At 71.1% G+C, this 21,530-nt stretch carries 17 protein-coding genes; 7 read left to right on the plus strand and 10 right to left on the minus strand.

Annotated elements, in window-relative coordinates; all coding sequences use genetic code 11:
- The first annotated feature begins 312 nt into the window (after window positions 1-312).
- The 4 genes from hutU (at window position 313) to D7X12_RS11935 (ending at window position 4,942) form a co-directional block, all read left to right on the plus strand.
- The gene (gene hutU, locus D7X12_RS11920) at window positions 313-1,968 is read left to right on the plus strand and encodes a urocanate hydratase (RefSeq protein WP_120625394.1); all 1,656 of its coding nucleotides are present in this window, start codon (window positions 313-315) and stop codon (window positions 1,966-1,968) included.
- Between the two features lie 10 nt (window positions 1,969-1,978).
- A complete protein-coding gene (locus D7X12_RS11925; RefSeq protein WP_120625395.1) occupies window positions 1,979-2,698 on the plus strand; it encodes a hypothetical protein in 720 nt (239 codons plus the stop codon).
- Window positions 2,699-2,701: 3 nt separating this feature from the next.
- The gene (hutI, locus tag D7X12_RS11930) at window positions 2,702-3,979 is read left to right on the plus strand and encodes an imidazolonepropionase (RefSeq protein ID WP_120625396.1); all 1,278 of its coding nucleotides are present in this window, start codon (window positions 2,702-2,704) and stop codon (window positions 3,977-3,979) included.
- 87 nt (window positions 3,980-4,066) lie between these two features.
- The gene (locus tag D7X12_RS11935) at window positions 4,067-4,942 is read left to right on the plus strand and encodes a class II glutamine amidotransferase (RefSeq protein WP_120625397.1); all 876 of its coding nucleotides are present in this window, start codon (window positions 4,067-4,069) and stop codon (window positions 4,940-4,942) included.
- Between the two features lie 19 nt (window positions 4,943-4,961).
- On the opposite strand, the gene tsaE is transcribed toward D7X12_RS11935, so the two are convergent.
- The 8 genes from tsaE to tilS all read right to left on the minus strand — a co-directional run bounded on the left by tsaE (window position 4,962) and on the right by tilS (window position 14,626).
- Window positions 4,962-5,438 carry a tRNA (adenosine(37)-N6)-threonylcarbamoyltransferase complex ATPase subunit type 1 TsaE gene (gene tsaE, locus D7X12_RS11940; RefSeq protein ID WP_120625398.1) on the minus strand — a complete coding sequence of 159 codons (477 nt, stop codon included), beginning with the start codon at window positions 5,436-5,438 and terminating at the stop codon, window positions 4,962-4,964.
- The gene (locus D7X12_RS11945) at window positions 5,435-6,967 is read right to left on the minus strand and encodes an NAD(P)H-hydrate dehydratase (protein WP_120625399.1); all 1,533 of its coding nucleotides are present in this window, start codon (window positions 6,965-6,967) and stop codon (window positions 5,435-5,437) included. The genes tsaE and D7X12_RS11945 overlap by 4 nt, the downstream gene beginning before the upstream one ends.
- A gap of 14 nt (window positions 6,968-6,981) precedes the next feature.
- Window positions 6,982-7,356: a holo-ACP synthase gene (locus D7X12_RS11950; protein WP_120625400.1), complete on the minus strand. Its 375-nt coding sequence runs from the start codon at window positions 7,354-7,356 to the stop codon at window positions 6,982-6,984.
- A 5-nt stretch (window positions 7,357-7,361) separates the two neighbouring features.
- Window positions 7,362-8,087 (minus strand): pyridoxine 5'-phosphate synthase, encoded by a 726-nt coding sequence (locus tag D7X12_RS11955; protein WP_120625401.1) that lies wholly within the window; start codon window positions 8,085-8,087, stop codon window positions 7,362-7,364.
- Between the two features lie 131 nt (window positions 8,088-8,218).
- Window positions 8,219-9,613 carry a phosphoglucosamine mutase gene (gene glmM / locus D7X12_RS11960; RefSeq protein WP_120625402.1) on the minus strand — a complete coding sequence of 465 codons (1,395 nt, stop codon included), beginning with the start codon at window positions 9,611-9,613 and terminating at the stop codon, window positions 8,219-8,221.
- A 168-nt stretch (window positions 9,614-9,781) separates the two neighbouring features.
- Window positions 9,782-11,005 (minus strand): dihydropteroate synthase, encoded by a 1,224-nt coding sequence (folP, locus tag D7X12_RS11965; RefSeq protein ID WP_120625403.1) that lies wholly within the window; start codon window positions 11,003-11,005, stop codon window positions 9,782-9,784.
- A gap of 155 nt (window positions 11,006-11,160) precedes the next feature.
- Window positions 11,161-13,077: an ATP-dependent zinc metalloprotease FtsH gene (gene ftsH / locus D7X12_RS11970; protein WP_120625404.1), complete on the minus strand. Its 1,917-nt coding sequence runs from the start codon at window positions 13,075-13,077 to the stop codon at window positions 11,161-11,163.
- Between the two features lie 181 nt (window positions 13,078-13,258).
- Window positions 13,259-14,626: a tRNA lysidine(34) synthetase TilS gene (gene tilS, locus D7X12_RS11975; protein WP_120625405.1), complete on the minus strand. Its 1,368-nt coding sequence runs from the start codon at window positions 14,624-14,626 to the stop codon at window positions 13,259-13,261.
- A 471-nt stretch (window positions 14,627-15,097) separates the two neighbouring features.
- Between tilS and D7X12_RS11980 the strand changes: the two genes are divergently transcribed.
- The gene (locus D7X12_RS11980) at window positions 15,098-15,301 is read left to right on the plus strand and encodes a TIGR04563 family protein (RefSeq protein ID WP_015350409.1); all 204 of its coding nucleotides are present in this window, start codon (window positions 15,098-15,100) and stop codon (window positions 15,299-15,301) included.
- Between the two features lie 8 nt (window positions 15,302-15,309).
- Entirely contained in the window at window positions 15,310-15,591 is a 282-nt protein-coding gene (locus D7X12_RS11985; RefSeq protein WP_120625406.1) for a TIGR04563 family protein, read from the plus strand.
- Between the two features lie 48 nt (window positions 15,592-15,639).
- On the opposite strand, the gene D7X12_RS11990 is transcribed toward D7X12_RS11985, so the two are convergent.
- Both D7X12_RS11990 and D7X12_RS11995 read right to left on the minus strand, forming a co-directional pair.
- On the minus strand, window positions 15,640-16,470 hold the full coding sequence (locus D7X12_RS11990; protein ID WP_120625407.1) for a 5'-nucleotidase C-terminal domain-containing protein: 831 nt from the start codon (window positions 16,468-16,470) through the stop codon (window positions 15,640-15,642).
- Complete coding sequence (locus D7X12_RS11995; protein ID WP_439329361.1) at window positions 16,470-18,650, minus strand: TonB-dependent receptor plug domain-containing protein; 2,181 nt, start codon at window positions 18,648-18,650, stop codon at window positions 16,470-16,472. The genes D7X12_RS11990 and D7X12_RS11995 overlap by 1 nt, the downstream gene beginning before the upstream one ends.
- A gap of 1,320 nt (window positions 18,651-19,970) precedes the next feature.
- Here D7X12_RS11995 and D7X12_RS12000 point away from each other — a divergent pair.
- On the plus strand, window positions 19,971-21,530 hold the full coding sequence (locus D7X12_RS12000) for a ChaN family lipoprotein (protein WP_208718966.1): 1,560 nt from the start codon (window positions 19,971-19,973) through the stop codon (window positions 21,528-21,530).

Here is a 21,530-nt window from a genome sequence, read left to right on the forward strand (position 1 = left end):
CGGTTGCGCCGCTGGCACCGTCAGGTCCCCCGCCGTCCCGTCCCCACCCTTCACCTGTCGTGATGCCATGGCCATCTCCCACCGCTTCGAGCGCGCGGGACTCTACCGCGCTCCTGCCTTCCCGACAGGCCAGGACTGCCCCAGCCTCTCTCCAGACACAGGCCTGCTGACGCAAAGCGTCTATCCGGTCCCTGGCGCCTTGGAGCAAGGGGGCATGGCCTGCACGGCATGTCCCCGCGACCCGGAGGGTTCGGTTAGGGTGCCCCCGCCCGGGCGCCCTTCCTCGCGCCCTCTTTTCCAGGAGTCTTCCGCATGTCCCGCATCATCCGCGCCTCTCGCGGCACCACGCTCTCCTGCAAGGGCTGGGTGCAGGAGGCCGCGCTCCGGATGCTGATGAACAACCTCGATCCGGAGGTGGCCGAGCAGCCTGGGGACCTGGTCGTCTATGGCGGCACCGGCAAGGCCGCCCGGGACTGGCCCTCGTTCGACCGCATCGTCTCCAGCCTCCAGAGCCTCACCGACGACGAGACGCTGCTCGTCCAGTCCGGCAAGCCCGTGGGCATCCTTCGCACGCACCCGGACGCGCCGCGAGTCCTCATCGCCAACTCCAACCTCGTGGGCCACTGGGCCAACTGGGAGCACTTCCACGAGCTGGAGAAGAAGGGCCTGATGATGTACGGCCAGATGACGGCCGGCTCGTGGATCTACATCGGCACGCAGGGCATCCTGCAGGGCACCTACGAGACCTTCGCCGCCGCGGGCCGCTTCCACTTCGGCAACGAGGACCTGGCCGGCCGGCTCATCCTCTCCGGCGGTCTGGGCGGCATGGGCGGCGCGCAGCCCCTGGCCGCCACGATGAACAACGCCGTGTTCCTGGGCGTGGAGATCGACCCGCACCGCGCCCAGCGCCGCGTGGAGACACGCTACCTGGACGTGGTGGCGAAGGACATCGACGAGGCCCTGGCCATGGCCAAGGACGCGCAAGCCAAGCGCGTGGGCCGCAGCATCGCCATCATCGGCAACGCGGCGTCGGTGTTCCGGGAGCTGTACAAGCGCGGCATCAAGCCGGACCTCGTGACGGACCAGACGAGCGCGCATGATCCGCTCAACGGCTACATCCCCACGGACCTGTCGCTGGAGGCCGCGGCGGAGCTGCGCAAGCGCGACCCCGAGGGCTACGTGCGGCGCGCGCGCGAGTCGATGATCATGCACGTGCAGGCGATGAACGACTTCCAGGCCGCCGGCAGCCACGTGTTCGACTACGGCAACAACCTGCGCGGCCAGGCGAAGGTGGGCGGCATGCAGAACGCCTTCGAGTTCCCCGGCTTCGTGCCCGCGTACATCCGCCCGCTCTTCTGCGAGGGCATGGGCCCCTTCCGCTGGGTGGCGCTGTCGGGAGACCCGGAGGACATCCGCCGCACGGACCGCGCGGTGCGCGAGCTGTTCCCGCACAAGGCGACGCTCAACCGCTGGCTGGACATGGCGCAGGAGCGCGTGGCGTTCCAGGGTCTGCCCGCGCGCATCTGCTGGCTGGGCTACGGCGAGCGCGCCAAGGCGGGGCTCGCCTTCAACGAGCTGGTCCGCAAGGGCGAGGTGAAGGCGCCCATCGTGATTGGCCGCGACCACCTGGACTGCGGCAGCGTGGCGTCGCCCAACCGCGAGACGGAGGCCATGAAGGACGGCTCCGACGCGGTGGCGGACTGGCCCATCCTGAACGCGCTGGTGAACGCGGTGAACGGCGCCTCGTGGGTGTCGTTCCACCACGGCGGCGGCGTGGGCATGGGCTACTCGCTGCACGCGGGCCAGGTCATCGTCGCGGACGGCACGCCGGAGGCCGCGCGCCGCATCGAGCGCGTGCTCACGTCCGACCCGGCCATGGGCGTGCTGCGCCACGCGGACGCCGGCTACACGGAGGCCACCGACGTCGCGAAGGAGCGGGGCGTGCGCATCCCGGGCATCACCGCCTAGAGTGCGCCGGATGCGAAGCCGGGTCCGCGCGGTCGTGATGACAGGGATGTTGGGTGTGCTCGCGGGCTGCACGCCCACCACCGCCGGGCCCATGGTGATGCGCATGGGCCCGGGCCTCCCCGACGAGCGCTTCTACCAGGTCGGCTTCCGCACCGGCCCGCGCCTCAGCGCCCCGCAGCTCTCGGACCGCGGAGAGCAGGACCCCTTCCAGGGCGACGCGAAGCCGCTGCGCAGCGAACAGTGGGGCATCTCCTACGACGCCGCGCTGACGGTGCCGCTGGCGGAGCGGCTGTCCCTGCATGCCGGATTGCAGGGCGAGTTCTTCCTCGTGCCGGTGCCGGGCTACGGCCTCTACACCGGCCTGTCGTACTACGTCGGCTCGCAGCAGCTGGGGCTGGCGCCGGCCATCGCGGTGCGGGGCGCGTCGGACTTCGGCCTGGGGGATACGGACAGCACGAGCAGCCTGTTCGGCGTGGAGGGCACCTGTGCCTTCACCGTGCAGCCGGAGGCCGGGATGTCGCTGGGGATTGTTCCGTTCCTCGGCGTGCACCAGTCCCTGGTGAACCCGGGTTCGCAGGAGACGGCCGTGTATTACGGCGCCGTCGTCGCGGCGCAGATCTCCCTGGGTGAAGGCAAGTCGAAGCTGGAGCTGTCCGGCGGTTACGGCCGCGCGCACACGGGCGGCGCGAGCTGGAACGTGCCGGTCGCCGGCGTGCGCGGAGGACGTTGAGCCATGGATGCCTTGAACGAACCTTTCGACCTGTGGGTGCGCAACACCTCCGAGGTGCTCACCGTGGAGGGCACGCACCGCGAGCCCGCCGAGGTGGCCCTCACCCCGCGCGTTGGGGCCTGCGTGGGCGTGCGCAAGGGCCGCGTAGCCTTCGTCGGCCGTGAAGCGGACCTGCCTCCCGGTGCGCTCACGGACGCGACGGAGATCATCGACGCCGAGGGCGGCTTCGTGGGCCCGGGCTTCGTGGATCCGCACACGCACCTGATCTTCGCGGGCGAGCGCTCCACCGAGTTCGACCTGCGCAACCAGGGCGCCACGTACCTGGAGATCGCCAAGGCGGGAGGCGGCATCGTCAACACGGTGAGCGCCACGCGCGCGGCGAGCGAGGAGGAGCTGGCCCGGCTCGCCCTGCCCCGCATGGAGCGGCTGCTCGCGCAGGGCGTGACGACGGCGGAGGTGAAGAGCGGCTACGGCCTGTCGCTGGAGCACGAGCTCAAGATGCTGCGCGCGGTGCGCCGGCTGGGCGCGCTGTCACCGCTGGAGCTGGTGCCCACGCTGCTGTGCGCGCACGCGGTGCCCCCGGAGTACCAGGGCCGGCGCGGCGAGTACCTGGACCTGTGCATCAACGAAATCCTGCCCGCCGTGGCGCGGGAGGGGCTGGCGCGCTTCTGCGACGTCTTCACCGAGGACAGCGCCTTCACCGTGGACGAGTCACGCCGCCTGCTCCTCGCCGCGAAGGCGCTGGGCCTGACGCCGCGCCTGCACGCGGATCAGCTCACCGCGTGTGGAGCCTCCGCGCTCGCCGCCGAGGTGGGCGCCTCCAGCGCGGACCACCTGGAGCAGGTGACGGACGAGGGCATCCGCGCGCTCGCCGCCGCGAACGTCACCGCCGTGCTCGTGCCCACCTCCACCCTCTTCCTGCGCATGCGCCCCTACGCGCCCGGCCGGAAGCTGCGCGACGCGGGCGTCAACATTGCTTTGGGCTCCAACGTGAACCCCGGTTCTTCCATGACGGAAAACCTGGCGCTGGTGCTGGGGCTCGCCTGCCTGGAGAACGGCCTGACGGCCGCTGAAGCCTATTGGGCTGCCACGCGAGGGGCGGCGCAATGCTTGGGGTTGCAACGGCAGGGGCGACTGGCCGTGGGTGATACAGGCGACCTGGTGGTGTTCGGCTGTCGCAGCTACCGGCATCTGCCTTATCATCTGGGTATCAGCCACGCGCGAGTGGTGGTGAAGGGTGGGCAGGTGGTGTTTCGCGCGCGGATGGATTGCTGTCCCTGAGTGCGGGCCGCTGAACAACCGGCATCGTCCGAGGGGGCAAGTGGAACTTCCCTCGTGGGCCGGCCGTTGTAGAGAGCAGCTGCCACCATGTGCCGATTATTTGGATTCAGATCCGCGGTTCCCGCTGCCGTCCACACTGCCTTGGTGACGGAGAGGAATTCCCTCCTCATCCAGTCGCGTGAGCACAAGGACGGTTGGGGCATCGCCTCGTACGGTCCGGAGACCTCGCCGCTCGTCGCGCACGGCGTGGGGCCCGCGCACTGCGACCCCGACTTCGAGCGCGTGTCGAGCCAGGTCGCCGCGCGCACCGTCGTCGCGCACATCCGGCAGGCGAGCGTGGGCGCGGTGGAGATCCGCAACTCCCACCCGTTCCACCACGGCCGCTGGTCCTTCGTGCACAACGGCACGCTGCGCGAGTTCGCGCAGCACAAGGCCTCCGTGGAAGCGCTCATCCACCCGGAGCTGCGCGTCAACATCAAGGGCACGACGGACAGCGAGCGTTGCTTCTACCTGTTCCTGACGCGGCTCGCGGAGCGGGGCCCGCTGGACGGACAGGTGCCCGTGGAGGCGATGGCGCAGGCGCTCTCGGAGACGATGACGCTCGTGTCCGCGATGACGGACGTGCCGGGAAGCCGCGAGCCCAAGGAGCGCTCCGCGATGAACTTCCTCGTCACGGACGGCGAAGCGATGGTGGCCACGCGCCGCAACCGCACGCTCTTCATCTCCTCCGGCCTGGGCGGCTGCCCCGAAGCACTGCGCGCGCCGCATACGGGCGTGCCGCTCCAGCAGTTCCTCATCGCCAGCGAATCGCTGTGTGGTGGGCCCCACTGGGTGGCCGTGGACGAGGAGGACGTGGTGGGCGTGGACTCGCGGCTCGTCTTCCACCGCTGGAAGGTGCAGACGCTGGCGGACGGCGTGCTGAACAAGCACCCGCCGACGCTCCAGCACGGCAGCGTGACCTGACGGCGGACGCGCCGCTTTTTCAGCCGAGCCAGGCGTCGAGCAATGCCGCGGAGCGCGCGCCGAAGGCCTCCACCTCGAGGCTCCGCGCGTCCTCCCCTTCATGGCGCAGCGTGACGCGCAGGAAGTCGCGCGGCGCGGCCTGGGGGATGCGGTCCAACCACTCCACCAGCATCGCGCGCCCTTCGCCTGGCAGGTCCATGAAGCCGGTGGCGTAGAGCTCTTCGTAGTCGGCCAGGCGGTACAGGTCCGCGTGGTACAGCGGGATGCGGCCGTCGTACGGGTACACGATGGCGAAGGTGGGGCTCGCGACCTCCGAGCTCGCCACGCCCGCCCCTTCCGCCACGCCGCGCACCAGGTGCGTCTTGCCCGCGCCCAGGTCGCCCACGAGCCCCACGAAGTCCCCGGGCTCCAGCAGTTGCCCCAGCTTCACGCCCAGCCGGTGCGTCTCCTCCGGGGACGGTGACACGAGCCGCCGCGTGCGCGTGGGCTCGCTCATCGTCCCCACCGCACCCAGACTGAACCCAGGCCCTTGAGCAGGTCCGTGGCGATGAGGCCCATCAGGCCCCGCCGCTCCGCCGCCAGGTCGCCCGCGAGCCCGTGCGCATACACGGCCGTCCACGCGGCCTGAGGCAGCGGGAGGGCCTGCGCCAGCAGCGCGCCGCACACGCCCGACAGCACGTCGCCCGTGCCCCCGGTGGCCATGCCCGGGTTGCCCGTGGGGTTGATGAACACGCGCCCCCCGGCCTCCGCGATGAGCGTGCGCGAGCCCTTCAGCACCACCGTGACATGGAGCGCTGCGGCGAGCTGCCGGGCCATGCCCACGCGGTGCAGCTGCACCTCCTTCGTGGGCTTCCCCGTCAGCCGCGCCATCTCGCCCGGGTGGGGCGTGAGCACCACGGGGCCCTTCGCCCGCCGGAGCACGGACAGGTCCTCCGCCACCGCGTTGAGCGCGTCCGCGTCCAGCACCGCGGGCACGTCCACCGCCGCGAGCAGGTCGCCGATGAGCGCGCCCGTCTCCGGTCCCCGGGGGATGCCCGGACCCATCACCAGCGCATCCTTGCCCTCCAGCGCGGCCTTGAGCGCCTCCAGGTCGCCCTTCCCCAGCGGCCCGTCACCGGGCAGCGCAAGGCCCATGATCTCCGGCGCGTGCGCCATCACCGCCGGCAGCGCCTCCGCGCGCGTGGCCACCGTGACGAGCCCCGCGCCGCTGCGCAGCGCCGCCAGGGCCACCATCGCCGCCGCGCCCGTCTTGCCCGGGCTGCCCGCCACCACCAGCACGTGGCCGTAGGTGCCCTTGTGCGAATCCGCGCGGCGCACCGGCAGCGCTTCGCGCGCGTCCTTCTCCTCCACCCGGAACAGCTCCGGCCCGGACACCACCCGCGAGGCCTCACCGCCCAGGGCGATGTCCACGCGCCGCACGTCCCCGCACAGCGACGCGCCGGGCTCCAGCTCGTGCGCGGGCTTCAGGAACCCGAAGGCCACCGTGACGTCCGCCTCCACGCACGGCGTGAAGGGCTCCGCGGTGTCGCTCTGCAACCCCGACGGCACGTCCGCCGCCACCACCTTCGCCCCCGCGCGCCGCCACCGCGCCATGGTGCCAATGGCATCCGCGAAGGCCCCCTCCGGCGCGCGGCGCAGGCCGGTGCCGAAGAGGGCGTCCACCACCACGTCGCCCGGGCCCGGCTCCGGCAGCACTTCAAAGGCGCGGGGCGACTCACCGAAGCCCTCCAGCGCCGTCAGGTTGCGCTTCGCCTCCGGAGTGGTTTTCGCGGTGTCCCCCACCAGCGACACCACCACGCGCGCGCCGCCTTCCAACAGGAAGCGCGCGGCGACGAGCCCGTCCCCGCCGTTGTTGCCCGGCCCGCACAGCACCGTGAAGCGCGCCCCCGGGGCCGCGACGCTGCGGGCGGCCTCCGCGAGCGCGCGGCCTGCGTTCTCCATCAACAGGCCGGAGGGCATGCCGTGACGTTCCTGGGCGGCCGCTTCGGCTTCACGCATCTGGACGGCGGTGAGCACGCGCTGCATGGCTTCAACCCTCCCTACTTCGTCTGGAGCACCACCGTGGCCGCGGCCACGCCCGCATCATGCGTGAGCGCGAGCATCGCGTCCCACCCCCGCGCTTCCATCACCTCAAGGGCCACGCCGGAGAGCACGAAGCGCGGCGGGCCCCCGTCGCGCACCACCTCCATGTCCCGCCAGCGGACCCCGGGCGGCACACCCAGCGCCTTCACCAGCGCCTCCTTCGCCGCGAACCTCGCCGCGAAGGCACTGGCCGCGTCGGCGCGGGGAGCGCAGTAGGCGCGCTCGCCGTCGGTGTACACACGCGCGAGGAAGGCGTCCCGGCGCGGGCCGTCGAGGATGCGCTGGATGCGCTCGATGGAGCAGAGGTCCAACCCCAGGCCGACGATGGGCATGCCGGCTACCCCGCGTCGCGCATCAGGTCCAACATCTCCCGCACCGCGCGCTCGAAGCCCACGAGCACCGCGCGCCCGACGATGGCGTGCCCGATGTTGAGCTCGTCGATCTCCTGGATGCGCGCGATGGCCTGCACGTTGTCGTAGTTGAGCCCGTGGCCCGCCGCGACGCCCATGCCCAGCTTGGCGCTCGCCTTCGCCGCGTCCACGATGCGCGCCAGCTCCCGCGCGCGCTCCTTGTCGTTGCGCGCCTCGCAGTAGCGCCCCGTGTGCAGCTCCACCCGGTCCGCGTTCACCTTGTGCGACGCGCGCACCTGGTCCAGGTCCGGATCGATGAACAACGAGACGGCGATCTCCCCGTCCTTGAGGTTCTTGATGATCTTCGCGATGGATTCGCGCTGGCCCGCGACCTCCAGGCCGCCCTCGGTGGTGAGCTCCTCGCGCCGCTCGGGCACCAGGGTCACCACGTCCGGCTTGTACTCGTAGGCGATCTTCACCATCTCCGCGGTGGCGGCCATCTCCAGATTGAGGAGCGTCTGCACCGTGTCGCGGAGGATGCGCAGGTCCCGGTCCTGGATGTGGCGCCGGTCCTCGCGCAGGTGGATGGTGATCTGCCGCGCGCCCGCCAGCTCCGCGAGCGCCGCCGCCGTCACGGGATCCGGATACACGGTGCGCCGCGCCTGCCGCAGCGTCGCCACGTGATCCACGTTGACACCCAGTCGCTGTCCCATCGACCCGCTCCTCTACCTGGCGCGCGGTGCGGGATTGTCCGGGGCCCGGGCACGCGCCGGCCCCTCTATTCGTGGCCGGCGTCCGGAAGTCAACCGTCCTGCTACGGGAGCAGGACGGAAGGCACGGCTTGCTACCCGTTGAGGGCCTTGGAGAGCGCCTCGACGATCTCCCGGGCGTACGCCTCGTTGCGCACGGCGTCCTCGCCCTCAATCAGGACGCGGGCCTTGGGCTCCGTGCCGGAGAAGCGCACCAGCACGCGGCCGGCGTTGCCCAGCTTCTGCTCCACGTTCTTGATGGCCTTCATCACGGTGGGCAGCTCGCCCAGCTCGCGCTTGTGCTTCACCACCACGTTGAGCAGCGTCTGCGGCACGGGCTGGAAGATGGAGGCCAGCTCGCTCAGGGGCTTGCCGTGGCGGCACATCACCGCCAGCAGCTGCAGCGCCGCGAGGGTGCCGTCGCCGGTGGTGGTGTGGTTCAGGAAGATGAGGTGGCCGCTCTGCTCGCCGCCCAGGCTGTAGCCATTGCGGCGCATCTCGTCGACGACGTGACGGTCGCCCACGCGGGTGCGCGCCACCTTCACGCCCCACTGCGCCACCGCGCGCTCCAGGCCGATGTTGCTCATCACCGTGGCGACGAGCGTCTTCTTCTTCAGCTCCTTGCGCGCGACGAGCTCACCCGTGCAGATGGCCATGATGGCATCGCCATCCACGACGTTGCCCTTCTCGTCCACGACGATGAGGCGGTCCGCGTCGCCGTCCAGCGCCACGCCCAGGTGCGCGCCGTGCTTCACCACCGCCTTGGCCAGGCCCTCCGGGTGGAGCGCGCCGCACTTGTGGTTGATGTTCTTGCCGTCCGGCGACACGCCCAGCGCGATGACCTTCGCGCCCAGCTCCTCCAGCACGGCGGGCGCCGTCTTGTAGGCCGCGCCGTTGGCGCAATCCACCACGATGGTCATCCCCTCCAGCGTCAGCTCGCGGGGGAAGGTGGCCTTCAGGTAGACGATGTAGCGGCCCCGCGCGTCGTCCATGCGGATGGCGCGCCCAATCTTCGTGGCCGTGGGACGGATGTTGTCGATCTCGCCGCTGGAGACCAGCTCTTCAATCTTGGCCTCCGTCTCGTCCGGCAGCTTGAAGCCGTCGCGCCAGAAGAACTTGATGCCGTTGTCCTGGTACGGGTTGTGGGACGCCGAAATCACGGCGCCCGCGTCCGCGCGCATGGACGTGGTGAGGTTGGAGATGCCGGGCGTGGGCAGCGGGCCCACCTGCTCCACGTCGACGCCCATGGAGATGAGGCCCGCGGACAGCGCCTGCTCCAGCATGTAGCCGGACAGTCGCGTGTCCTTGCCCACGATGACGCGGTGACGGTGCGGGCCGCTGCGGATGAGGTACGCGAGCGCGCGCCCCAGCTTCATCGCGACCTCGGCCGTCATCGGATAGACGTTGGCGACGCCTCGAACGCCGTCTGTACCGAACAGCCGCTCCGACTTCTGCGCTTCCTTGGGGGGCATGTCCATCCTGTACGCCATGTGCGCCGCTCCACCTTTCCCATTGCCGGATGTGCCACCGGCCACTCTCACGTCCGGGGCCTTATACCCCGTCCGGCACGTGGGCTCGAACCTAGGGACGAGGCGCCACCCAGGCAAGCACCCAGGCGTGCGCGCATGGAGGCTTTGTGACATCCGGGCTTGCACAGGTCAGCCGCCGTACAGGTCACCACCACCCCGGGCCCGTCGGATGGCATCCGCCACCGCCAGCGCGTCTCGCACCTCCGTGACGTCGTGCACCCGCACCACGTCCGCGCCGCCCATCACCGCCATCGCCGCCACCGAGCCCAGCGTGGCCGCCAGCCGCTCGGTGGGGCCCCTGCCCCCCGCCAGCTTCCCGAGGAAGGACTTGCGGCTGGTGCCGACGAGCAGCGGCTGTCCCAGCCCGCGCAGCTCCTCCAGCCGGCGCAGCAGGAAGAGGTTGTGCTCCAGCGTCTTGCCGAACCCGATGCCCGGGTCCAGGAGGATGCGCTCGCGCGGGATGCCGGCGTCCATGGCGAGGGCCATCCCCTCCTCCAGGTAGTCCATCACCTCGCCCACCACGTCCCCGTAGTGGGGCGTCTGCTGCATCGTCCGGGGCATCCCCTGGGTGTGCATCAGACAACACGCGGCGCCCGCGGCGGCCACCACGCGGGGCAGCGCCGCGTCGAAGTGGAAGCCGGTGACGTCGTTGATGAGGTGGGCACCGGCCTTGAGCGCTTCGGCCGCCACCGACGCCTTCATGGTGTCCACCGAGATGGGCACCGACGTGCGCGCGCGCAGCCCCTCCACGACATTGAGCACGCGCTCCAGCTCCTCGTCCGCGGGCACCGGGAGCGCGCCCGGTCGCGTGGACTCCCCGCCCACGTCGAGCAGGTCCGCGCCGGCCTCCGCCAACGCGACCCCGTGATCCACCGCCGCGTCCGCGTCCAGGTAGCGGCCACCGTCGGAGAAGCTGTCCGGCGTCACGTTCACCACGCCCATGACGTACGTGCGCGTGCCCCACTCGAACGGGCGCCCGCCCAGCTCCAGCAGGCGGGGCGGCTGGATGTTCAGCACGGACTCCAGGACGCGGGCCAGCGCGTCGGTGCGGGGCGACTTGCGCGCGAGGGTGATGAGCCGCTCGAACTGCTTGCGGCTGCCGGACAGGAGCGAATCCCCGACGCGCCCGTGCGACTGGCCCGACACCCAGGTCGGGAACTGCTCACGCTCGTGGGTGCCGTATTCGGGCACCAGCTCGTCCTCGTAGGAGGGCCGGCCGCCGGTCACCAGCACCTGCGCGTGGCCCAGCTCGCGCGACAGGTGCTGGCAGGCGCGCGCGGGCAGGTTCAGACGACGCAGGGCCAGCGACAGGTCGTCGGGACGGTCACGCGAGATGAGGCGGGCACGCAGCACGGTGGGAGCCCCTGGGAGCGCGGGAAGGACGCGGCGCCCAGTGTCGCCGCTTCTCCCGGCCCACGGAAGGACGGCGGAGGCGCCAAAGGAAAAGGCCCTCCCCGGCAAGTCGCGGGAAGGGCCTTCGTCACTTCAGGCGGTGCCTGGGAGGCGTGTTACGCCTTCTTCGGCTCCATGTTGGGCAGGCCCTCGAGCGCGTCGAGGATCTTCCGCTTGTCCTTCTTCTCCGTCGGCTTCGGCGAGGAGCTGACGCGCGGGGGCGGACGCTCACGGGTGAGCTGACCGCCCTGCAGGATGATGTTCACGTCCTCGGCGTCGAGCGTCTCGTACTCCACCAGGGCGTCGGACACGCGCTGCAGCACGTCCATCTTGTCCGTGAGCAGCTGCCTGCCGTGCGTGTAGCAGCCCACGACGATGCTGCGGACCTCCGCGTCGATCTGCCGGGCGGTGTCCTCGGAGTAGTCCTTGGACGAGTTGAAGTCGCGGCCCAGGAACACCTCACCGTCGCTCTTGCCGAACGCCAGCGGGCCCATCTTCTCGCTCATGCCCCAGCGGCACACCATGGCGCGCGCCGTCTCCGTCGCCCGCTCGATGTCGTTCGCCGCGCCGCTGCTCATCTCGTTGAACATGATCTCCTCGGCGATGCGGCCACCCATCGCCATGGTGATCTGATCGAGGATCTGCTTGCGGTAGCCGTTCACCTTGTCCTCGGTGGGCAGGGACCAGGTGACGCCCAGGGCCTGACCGCGCGGGATGATGGTGACCTTGTGCAGCGGGTCGCAGCCCGGCAGCAGCTTGGCGAGCAGCGCGTGGCCGGCCTCGTGGACGGCCGTGTTCCGCTTCTCCTTGTCGGTCATGATCATGGACCGGCGCTCCGGGCCCATGAAGACCTTGTCCTTCGCCTGCTCGAAGTCCGTCAGGTCCACGCGCTCCTTGTTCTGGCGCGCGGCCATCAGGGCCGACTCGTTGACCAGGTTCTCCAGGTCCGCGCCCGTCATGCCGGGCGTTCCGCGGGCGATGACCTCCAGCTCCACTTCCGGCGCCAGCGGCACGCGGCGGGTGTGCACCTTCAGCACGCCCAGGCGGCCCTTGAGGTCGGGACGGGGAACGATGATGCGGCGGTCGAAGCGGCCCGGGCGCTGGAGCGCCGGGTCCAACACGTCCGGACGGTTGGTGGCGGCGATGAGGATGACACCGTCGTTGGACTCGAAGCCGTCCATCTCCACCAGCAGCTGGTTGAGCGTCTGCTCGCGCTCGTCGTGACCGCCGCCCAGGCCCGCGCCACGGTGGCGGCCCACGGCGTCGATCTCGTCGATGAAGATGATGCAGGGGGCGTTCTTCTTGCCCTGCTCGAACAGGTCGCGCACGCGGCTGGCGCCCACGCCCACGAACATCTCCACGAAGTCCGAGCCGGAGATGGAGAAGAACGGGACGCCCGCTTCACCGGCCACCGCGCGGGCGAGCAGCGTCTTGCCCGTGCCCGGAGGCCCCATCATCAGGACGCCCTTGGGAATGCGGCCGCCCAGCTTGGTGAACTTCTTGGGGTCCTTGAGGAAGGCGACGATCTCCTCCAGCTCCTCCTTGCACTCGTCCACCCCCGCCACGTCCGCGAACGTGACCTTGTTGTGGCTCTCGCTGAGGAGCTTCGCCTTCGACTTCCCGAACGTCATCGCCTTCCCGCTGCCGCCCTGGAGCTGGCGCATGAAGAAGATGAAGAACAGGAACAGGAAGACCACGGGCATCCACTGCCCGAGGATGGTCAGCCAGAGGCTGTTCTGCTCCTCGCGCTCGTACTTCACGTCCACGCCCGCGGCGCGGAGCTGGTTGAGCACGGCCACGTCCGGCGGCGGGCCCGTGGTCCGGAACTTGTCGTTCGAATCGTTGAACGTTCCGGAGTAGGTGTTGCCCTTGACGGAGACGGCCCGGACCTTCTTCTCCTCCACCTTCGTCAGAAGCTGGGTGAAGGTCGGTTCCTGCACCTGGTCGTTGCCTTGCGAGAAGAAATTGTAGAAGGCGACGAAGAGGACGATCAGGATGACCCAGAGCCCGATGGTCTTGTAGGTCGAACGCACGTTTCAGCTGCCCTTTCGGTACTCGGCGGGATGAGGGCCGTGCCGGGAAGAACCCCGGCGATGTTCGTCATTTGCCCGGCGCCCGCCAGTGTGCAGGCCAGCGACGGACCGTATCAGCAACAGTAAAAAGCCCTCAACTATTTAGGGACCCGCGACCATCCCCTGTTTCGAAGCATCGACTCTATAACGGTGGGGTCTTTCGTTCGCTTGAGCCCAGAGGACAGGCCCACAGGGAGTGTCGGGAAGCCACCTCGCTCACGTCCGCCCCCGACTCCGCGGGGGCCACGAGGACGCCCGGAAGCCACAGCAGCCCGCCTCGCGCGTCCACCACCACCGGCTGCGCATCGCGCGCCTCCGAGGGAACGCGGGCATCCACGAGCACGTCCTGCACCTTGCGGTGCCCCGAATGCGTCCGGATGCGATCGCCCGGCTTCCGGGAGCGCACTGTCAGCGGCCACGCCGTCTCCTTCCCCAGCGCAATGCCCAACACGCCCGGGGGCATGGATCCTTCCGCCACCTGGAAATGCCACGCGCCAAAGTCCCCCGCCGCGCCGGGCCCCAAGAGCGCGAGCGCCCCGGGCGGCGCCCCGGAATCCCGCGCCACGCAGCGCACCCGCCCCCCGGTGGCCTTCAGCTGCGCTCCGCCGCTGAGCGCCGTGGAGGCTCCCCGGCGCACCGCGTCCAGCCCCCGCTCCAGCGTCGCGTGGTCCACGCGGAAGCCGGCCCTGCCCAGCAGCCGGGCGAGCACGCGGCGCTGCAGGGGCGCCTCCAGCGCGCGCAGGCCCACCGCGTCCAGGCCCCCTCCCGGCAGGGACAGCCGCTCCCATGAGGCTTCCGCCAGACGGGCGAGCAGCGCCTCGTCCTCCGCCGCGAAACGGGCGAAGTTCGCCAGGTGCTCCAGGGTGCTGAACCCCGCCGCTTCATCCAGCGCGGGCAGCGCTCCTGTCCGCACGCGGGTGCGGAACAGGGAGGGGTCCGCGTTCATTGGATCGCGCACGAAGTCGAGCCCTTCGGCCTCCAGGAACGCGAGCACGTCGGCGCGAGAGCACGCGAGCAGGGGCCGGATGAGCGTGGCCGCCTCCGCGTGGATGCCGCGCGCGCCCCGGAGGGCGGTGCCGCGCGCCAGCCGCATCAGCAGCGTCTCCGCCTGGTCGTTCATCGTGTGGCCGGTGGCCACCGCGTCCAGGTCGCGCTCCTTTCGCAGCACCTCCAGGGTCGCGTAGCGGGCCTCGCGGGCCCGGGCCTCCACGCCGGGCCCCGGCGACAGCGCGAGGCTTCGGACGTGGCAGGCAAGCCCCAGTCGGGCGGACAGGCTCGCGACGGCCGCGACCTCGTCCGCGGCCTCGGGCCTCAGCCCGTGATTGAACGTGGCGACCTCCACGCGCAGGCCGAGCACGTCCCGGACGCGCGCGGTGCCCACAAGCAGCGCGGTGGAGTCCGCGCCGCCGGAGACGGCCAGCAGCACCGAGCGCGCGGCGAGGCCGTGGCCTGTGTAGGCGCGGGCGAGCAGGGCGGGCAGCGCGGGGCGTTCAGGAGACTCGCGGGGCATGGCACCGGCGAAGGAATGGAGGGGCGGATGACCGGGTTACAGAGTCGCGGTGGCAGGAAGGTGGGTGGGGGTCGCGGGTTTCATGATCCCCACAACGGGCGGACGCGGGGCGGAAATAGAACAGCGCCCCGAGGTTGTTGGTCGGACGTTCTCAACTTCATTGTTGGGCCTAGGGGTCCCCCCCCTCCCCCTCTGGGCCCACGGGGCCGCTTGGAGATTCGCTCCTGGCGGTCCCTCTTTCCGAGACGCCCCGGCTTCCTCCATGGAGGCCGGGGCGTTTCCTTTTGGCGCGCCGGCCCCTTTCGGGCCTGGACCCTGTGTCTTCGGGACCCTGCACTGTCGGAAGCGGAGCGTTCAGCGGACGAGCGCACGCACGAGTGCTCCGAAACCGTTGACCCTTCAGGGAGTCTGTCGGATAACCGCCCCGGTGTGTTCAGGTCGTCACCTCGAATCCGCCCCGGAGACCCAGGTATGGCAGGCACCGACAAGCGCAAGCAGTCGCTGTACTTCCCCGAGGAGATGCTGAAGGAGATCCAGGAAGAGGCGAACCGGCAGGACCGGTCCCTCTCGTGGGTGGTGCAGCAGGCCTGGAAGATCGCCCGCGAGCGCATCAAGTCATTTCCTGCCGTCAATGACGTCACTGGCGACGAGCGCCAGGACCCTCGCGAGGAGTAGACCCGGCAATGGCCACCACGGATCATCGCAAGCAGTCGCTCTACTTCCCCGAGGACATGCTGGAAGAGATCCAGCGCGAGGCGAACCGGCAGGACCGTTCGCTCTCGTGGATCGTCCAGCAGGCGTGGAAGGTGGCCCGCGCCGACATCCGCCGGATGCCCTCGGTGAACGACGTGCTTGGTCCCCTGCCGCCCCGGCAGGTGGCCGCCGTGGCTCCGCCTCCCGCCGCCGCTCCGGTGGCGGTGGCGGTCAGTGCCCCGGCCCCTTCGGACGAACCCTCCAAGACGTAGGGGCGAGTCCTCTCGCCCCGGCCCAGAGGGCCCCTTCCGTGCGTGGCTTCAGCGCGGAGCGGGTCTGGCGGGCCGGGCGCAGTTCTCGAAGACGATGCGTGGGGCTTCCTTCAGCGCCTGGACCGGGCTGGGGTACGTGTCCTTCATGTACGCCGCCGTGAGGTGGGCGTCCGTGCCTCCCGACCTGCGCGCCTGCACCGGGTTGCGGTCCGGATCCTGTCCCGCGGTCCCCAGGATGCTCCCGTAGCCGTCGCCCCCCTCCAGCACGAAGCTCGACATCGCCACCCGGTAGCGGATGGATGCGTCGTCGCGCGCGGGCAGTGACACGGTTCGGCCGCGCACGCGCAGCTCCTTCACGCGCTGGCCCATGGGACGCGCGCAGTCCACGCGCAGGGTGGTGCCGTCGGACACCTGGAGGAACGCGCCCGAGGGCGACACGATGGCCTGCCCCTCCTGGGCGAGCGCCTCCACGGAGTGTTCGAACAGGGCGACGAGCTGCTTCTCGGTGAGGTCCACCGTCACGACGAGGTTCTCGAAGAGGATGACCTCGTGGAGCACGCCGTTCGTCAGCGGCCCGGTGCGCAGGGACGTGCGGGTGACGCACAGCCCCTCGTCGCGCAATGAGCCGCCGTTGATGATGCCCAGCTCGGTGGGCTTCGCGGCGCCGTCCTCGGCGTGGAGGAACGCGTCCGCGGCCAGCTGTCCCAGCGCGTTGTTGTCGTGCCGGGTGAAGGTCTTGTCCAGGAAGACCTCCTCGCCCAGGTGGCCGACGACGGCGTCGGGGTCGTCCACCAGCGGGGCGCAGGAGTCGTTGTACGCGAGGCACCCGGGCAGCAGGGACAGTCCGGCGAGCGCGGCGGCGAGGAGGCGGCGGTCCATCAGTAGAAGGCCCTCACGGTGAGGTAGCCGGACACGCCCTCGCGCGGCAGCAGTCCGGTGACGCGGTCCGGCCGGGGCACGTCGTCGCGCAGGTCGTGGTCGAAGAGGTTCTGCGCGAAGAGCGTCACCTCGAAGTGCTCCAGCAGGGGCTCGGAGCGCAGCTGCGCGGTGATGAGGCTGTAGGCGGGGATCTCATAGCGGCGGATGAGCTCCAGCGTGGAGCGGCTGTTGTTGCGGCGCTCGGCGCCGGAGCGCACCACCACGTCCAGGTTCACCCAGTCGCCCAGGGGCATGGACACGCCCGCGTTGAAGCGCGCCTGGGGCACGTCGGTGAGCAGGCGGGACTGGCCCGGCAGCTCCAGGTCCTGCGCGCGGGACAGGCTGGCGTTGACCCACGCGGCGGCGCGCTTGGACGCCTCCAGGCGGGCCTCCGCCTCCACGCCGTACACGCGCACGCCCAGCTCGCGGTTGCGCAGCGGGACGATGTTGCCGCTGGTGTCCACCGGGGTGATGGGCGAGGCGAAGTTCTGCAGGAAGGCGTTGCCGCGCACGCGCACGCGGGTGTCGCCGGCGGCCTGGACCAGGTCCGCGCCCAGCTCGAAGGTGTCCACGGTGGCGGGCTGCAGGAGGGGGTTTCCCTCGAAGCGGCCCTGGTTGTAGTCGGTGTCGGGGATGCGCTCGACGAGTTCCTGGGGCGTGGGCGGGCGGAAGGCCCGGCCGTAGAGGGCCTTGAGCACGAGCGCGTCCGACGCGGCGATGACCAGCCCCACGCGCGGGTTGACGCGCACCACCGTCTTGCGGCCATCGAGCGTGCCGCCCGCGTCCACGTTGGGAAGCTGGGTCGCGTCCACGCGCAGGCCGAAGGTGAGCGTCAGCGCGGAGAGCACGGTCCACTGGTCCTGCGCGGACACGCCCACGGTGAGGCGGCGGGAGGCCGCGCCGCCGGCGAGTTCCGTCAGGTCCACGAGGCCTTCGGGCGCGGCGGGGCTGGGGCGCAGGCGGCCGTCGAGCGTGTAGTTCGTCGTGTAGGCGTACTTCGACAGGGACTGCTGCTCCGCGACGAGGCCCAGGGTGAGGTGGTTCTCCTTCGCGAGCGCGAGGTCCGCGTCCACGGACGCGGACACGGTGCGCACGGTGACGGTCGTCTCTTCCTGCAGGCCGTCCGGGAAGCGCTGGTCGGGGCCGGTGCCGGTGCGGAAGTCGCGGGGGGTGAGCTGGAAGCGGCGGTCGGTGGACTGCTGGTCGAACCCCAGCCGGGCGCGCACCTGGCCGCCGTCGCGCAGGGGCCGGTCCCAGGTGAGGTCGGCGAGCAGGACGTCCCAGGACAGCTCCGAGTCCTCGCCCACGGTGTCGAACAGGCCGACGAGGGCATCGCGCTGCTCGGCGAGGTAGCGCGCGGAGACGCCCACGCGACCGGCGCTGTCCAGGCCGTAGGACAGCCCCGCGCCCGCGTTGACGAGGAAGCGTCCGTCGCGCGTATGGCCCGCGGGGTCCTCCACGTTGCGCAGGCCCTGGTCCACGGACTCGGCGTCGAGCGCGTCGTGGTCGATGACGAGCGAGTCGCCGTCCTGGCTCCACAGGTCCAGGTCCGCGAACAGGCGCAGGTCGCCCGTGGTGTGCGCGGCGGACAGGTGCCCGTCGGTGGCGAGCGCGAGCCGGCCGTCGTCGCGGGGGACTCCGCCGGTGGTGACGGCGCCGCGCACGCCGTCAGCGTGGTTCGTGACGAGGTTGACCACGCCGAGGAAGGCGCCCGCGCCGTAGATGGCGGAGCCGGGTCCCCGGATGACCTCGATGCGCTCCAGGTTCTCCACCGGCAGGTTCAGCAGCGCCTTGCCGTCGAAGAAGTTGTTGAGGCGGTGGCCATCCAGGAGGAAGAGCACCTCCGCGTCGTTGCGAAGGCCCCGGATGGCGGTGCGGTGGAAGCCCTGCACGTCGCGGCTGACGGACACTCCCGGCACCACGTCCAGCACGTCCGCCACCGTGCGGGCCCCCAGCGCGATCATCTGTGCGCGGTTGAAGGAAGCGCCGATGGCCGGCACCGTGCGAACGGCTTCCTCCTGGAGCGTCGTGACCGCGAGGACGTCCTCCGCGCTGTAGAGCACCGGGTCGTCGTCCAGGGCGGTGGGGCCACGCGAGGTCGAGGCGTCTCCCCGAGGGTCCGGCGGGAGGTCCGCGTTCAATGCGGACCTCGCGTCATCCGATTCCGAGGTGCGCGCACTCCGCGAGTCCGTGCGGTCGGCCCGGGCATCCGCGCCATTCATGCGTGCCGATGCAGGAGGAGCGGAGCCGTCCGTGCGATTCGAAGCGCGTGGGTCAGTGCGAGACGACCCGGCTGGAGCGGAGCCGTCCGCGCGGTTTGAGGCGCGTGGGTCCGTACGAGATGACGAAGTCGGAGCGGAGTCGTCCGTGCGGCTTGAGGCGTGAGCGTCCGTGCGGGACGCCCCTGCTGGAGCGGAGCCGTCCGCGCGGCTTGAGGCACGAGAGTCCGTGCGGGACGACGAAGTTGGACCGGAGCCGTCCGTGCGGCTTGAAGCGCGTGAGTCCGTGCGGGGCGACGCGTGCGGACCGGAGCCGTCCGTTTGGCCCGACGCTCGTGTTTCCGTGCCGCTCGTCTGGGCGACACCTCGTGCGTCCGTGCCGTTCATGCGACTTGGGGCTCGCGCGTCCGGACCTTCGGTGCGCGACCCGGCCCGCGGGTCTGGCGGCGCACGCGGATCAGCGCCCTCCGGACGGTTCGAGGCCCGTGAGTCAGAAGCCTCCGTGCGCGAGGCGCCGCGCGCATCCTGTGAGTCTCGCGATGCCGCTGCCCCGGTGTTCCCGGCCCGTGGATCCGTGACACCTCCCCGCGAACTGGGAGCCGGTGTCACGGTCCCCTGCGTTCCCGTCCCGGAGTCGTCATCGTCGTCCGCGCCTCCGGAAGGCGGCGTGAAGGCTTCGATGCTCGGAGCGGCCCGCGTGTCCCCTGCCCTGGTCGGCCCCGCCGCTGCACGGACCGGGGGCTGCTCCTTCGGGGGAGTTCCCACCACGACGCGCGCGGGCCGGAGCGCGGACATGAACAGGGGCGTGCGATCGCCCGTCACCAGCACGGCTTCGACGTAGTACTCCACGCCGGGCGGCACCATGTGCTCGGCCGGAATGTCCGCGCGGAACAGGTCGCCGTACTGCAGTTGCATCGGGACCTGGACGTACGGCTCACCGGGACCTCGATAGCGGACGAAGACCTCCAGCACCTTGCCACCGTCCACCAGCGTCGCATCCAACTGGAGGGCCTTCCGGACCTCCGCGCGGGATGGGGAGGCGTGCAGCAATGCAGGCTCCTGCGCGAGGACGGGAGCCGCGAGCAGCACCACGGCACAGAGGAGGAGCGTGCGAGGAAGAACGGTCCGCAAGATTGATGACGATGCTCCGTTGCAGGGTCATGCGAGTCAAGCAAGCCACCCCGTTCCCTCTCGCTGATTTTTTGCCGCCCCCGCGAGCGCATGCGACGTTGCCTCGTCTCCATGCGCGCGTCGCTAGCCCTTCACCTCGCTCTCTTCCGTCGCCAACGCGCCCAGATCGCCCGGGTCGTCGAGGGCCGCACCGAAGCGTTCCGCGCCTATGAGGCGCGCTACCGTCGGCGCACCAGCACCTATCAGCGCGTCGTCCCCGTCACCCACGTGCACCAGCGCGTCGTGGCCTCGGACCTCGTCTACGTCGGCGACTACCACACGCTCCCCCTGGCCCAGCAGACGTACCTGGACCTCGCCGAGCGCGCCCTCGCCTCCGGACGCCGCGTCGTGCTGGCGCTCGAATGCGTGGAGGGCCGTCACCAGACCGCGCTGGACGCGTACCTCGCGGGACGACTGCCGGAGCGCACGCTGCTGTCCCGGCTGGGCCACGGCTCCGACACGGGCTTCGGGCCGGGCGCCGGCATCCGCGCCGTGCTCGGCTTCGCGAAGCGCCACAAGCTCACGGTGGCGGCCATCGACCGGCGGGCCCAGGGAGAGCGTTCACTCGCGCTGCGCGACGCCTTCGCCGCCGAACGCATCGCCCGGGTCGCCCGCGCGGAGGACGTCCCGCTGGTGATGGTGCTCGTGGGCCAGTTCCACGCCGCCCCCTGTCACCTGCCCGCCCAGGTGGAGCGCGCGCTGGGGGACACGCACCCGCGCCGCAGCCTCGTCGTCTACCAGAACGCGGAAGGGCTCTGGTGGCGCCTCGCCCGCGAAGGCCGCCTGGGCTCCGCGGAGGCCGTGGAGCTGGCGGACGGCGCGGTGTGCCTGATGAACGCGTCGCCCGTCCTCTGCCAGCAGAGCTTCCTGGATTACCTGGAGGCCGAAGGCGATGACGCCCCGCTGCTGGACCGCAGCGCCGCGGAGCGCTTCCGCGAGATGTCGGAGCTCATCGGCCGGCTCGCGGGCGTGCCGGTGGGCCGCGCGCTGGACTCGGTGGAGGTGACGACGGCGGCGGACGGCGACGTGCTCGCGCGGATCCGCCAGCGGGGCCGCTTCACCCAGGCGGAGCTGTCCCAGCTTCGCAAGCACATCCTGTCGCGCGAGAGCGGCTACATCCCCCGCGCGCGCACGGCCTACCTCGCGTCGCTGTCGCTCAACCACGCCGCCGAGGAGGCCGCCCACTTCGTGCGCCACTGCGCCGTGGGCGATGCCATGGACGCCCCGCGCGGCGCGTCCGAAGCCTTCTACGCACGCTGCCTGGAAGAGGCCCTGGGCTTCTTCGGCTCCAAGCTCGTCAACCCGCGCCGCACCTGCCCCAACGTCTCCGAGTGGGCGAAGCGCTTCGGCGAGTCCCGGGGCCTGGAGCGGCAGATCGCCGCCTTCGTCCTCGCCCACAAGGCCACGGAGACCGAAGGGCCCGACGAGGCCGTGAAGCTCCTGCCCCTGCGCCGCGACCGCCTCTTCCACGGCGTCAGCCATGCGCTCGGCTACCTGCTGGGCGACAGCCTCTACCGCGCCTTCGACGCGGGCCAGGTGGACGTCGCGGACATCCGCGCCCTCTTCCGCGACCCGCTCGCCGACCCCCGCAGCGCCTACTTCACCTGGGCCGCGCGGCTGCGTCTGGCCTGA

This window comes from Corallococcus sicarius (genome assembly GCF_003611735.1).
Classification (GTDB): Bacteria; Myxococcota; Myxococcia; order Myxococcales; family Myxococcaceae; genus Corallococcus; species Corallococcus sicarius.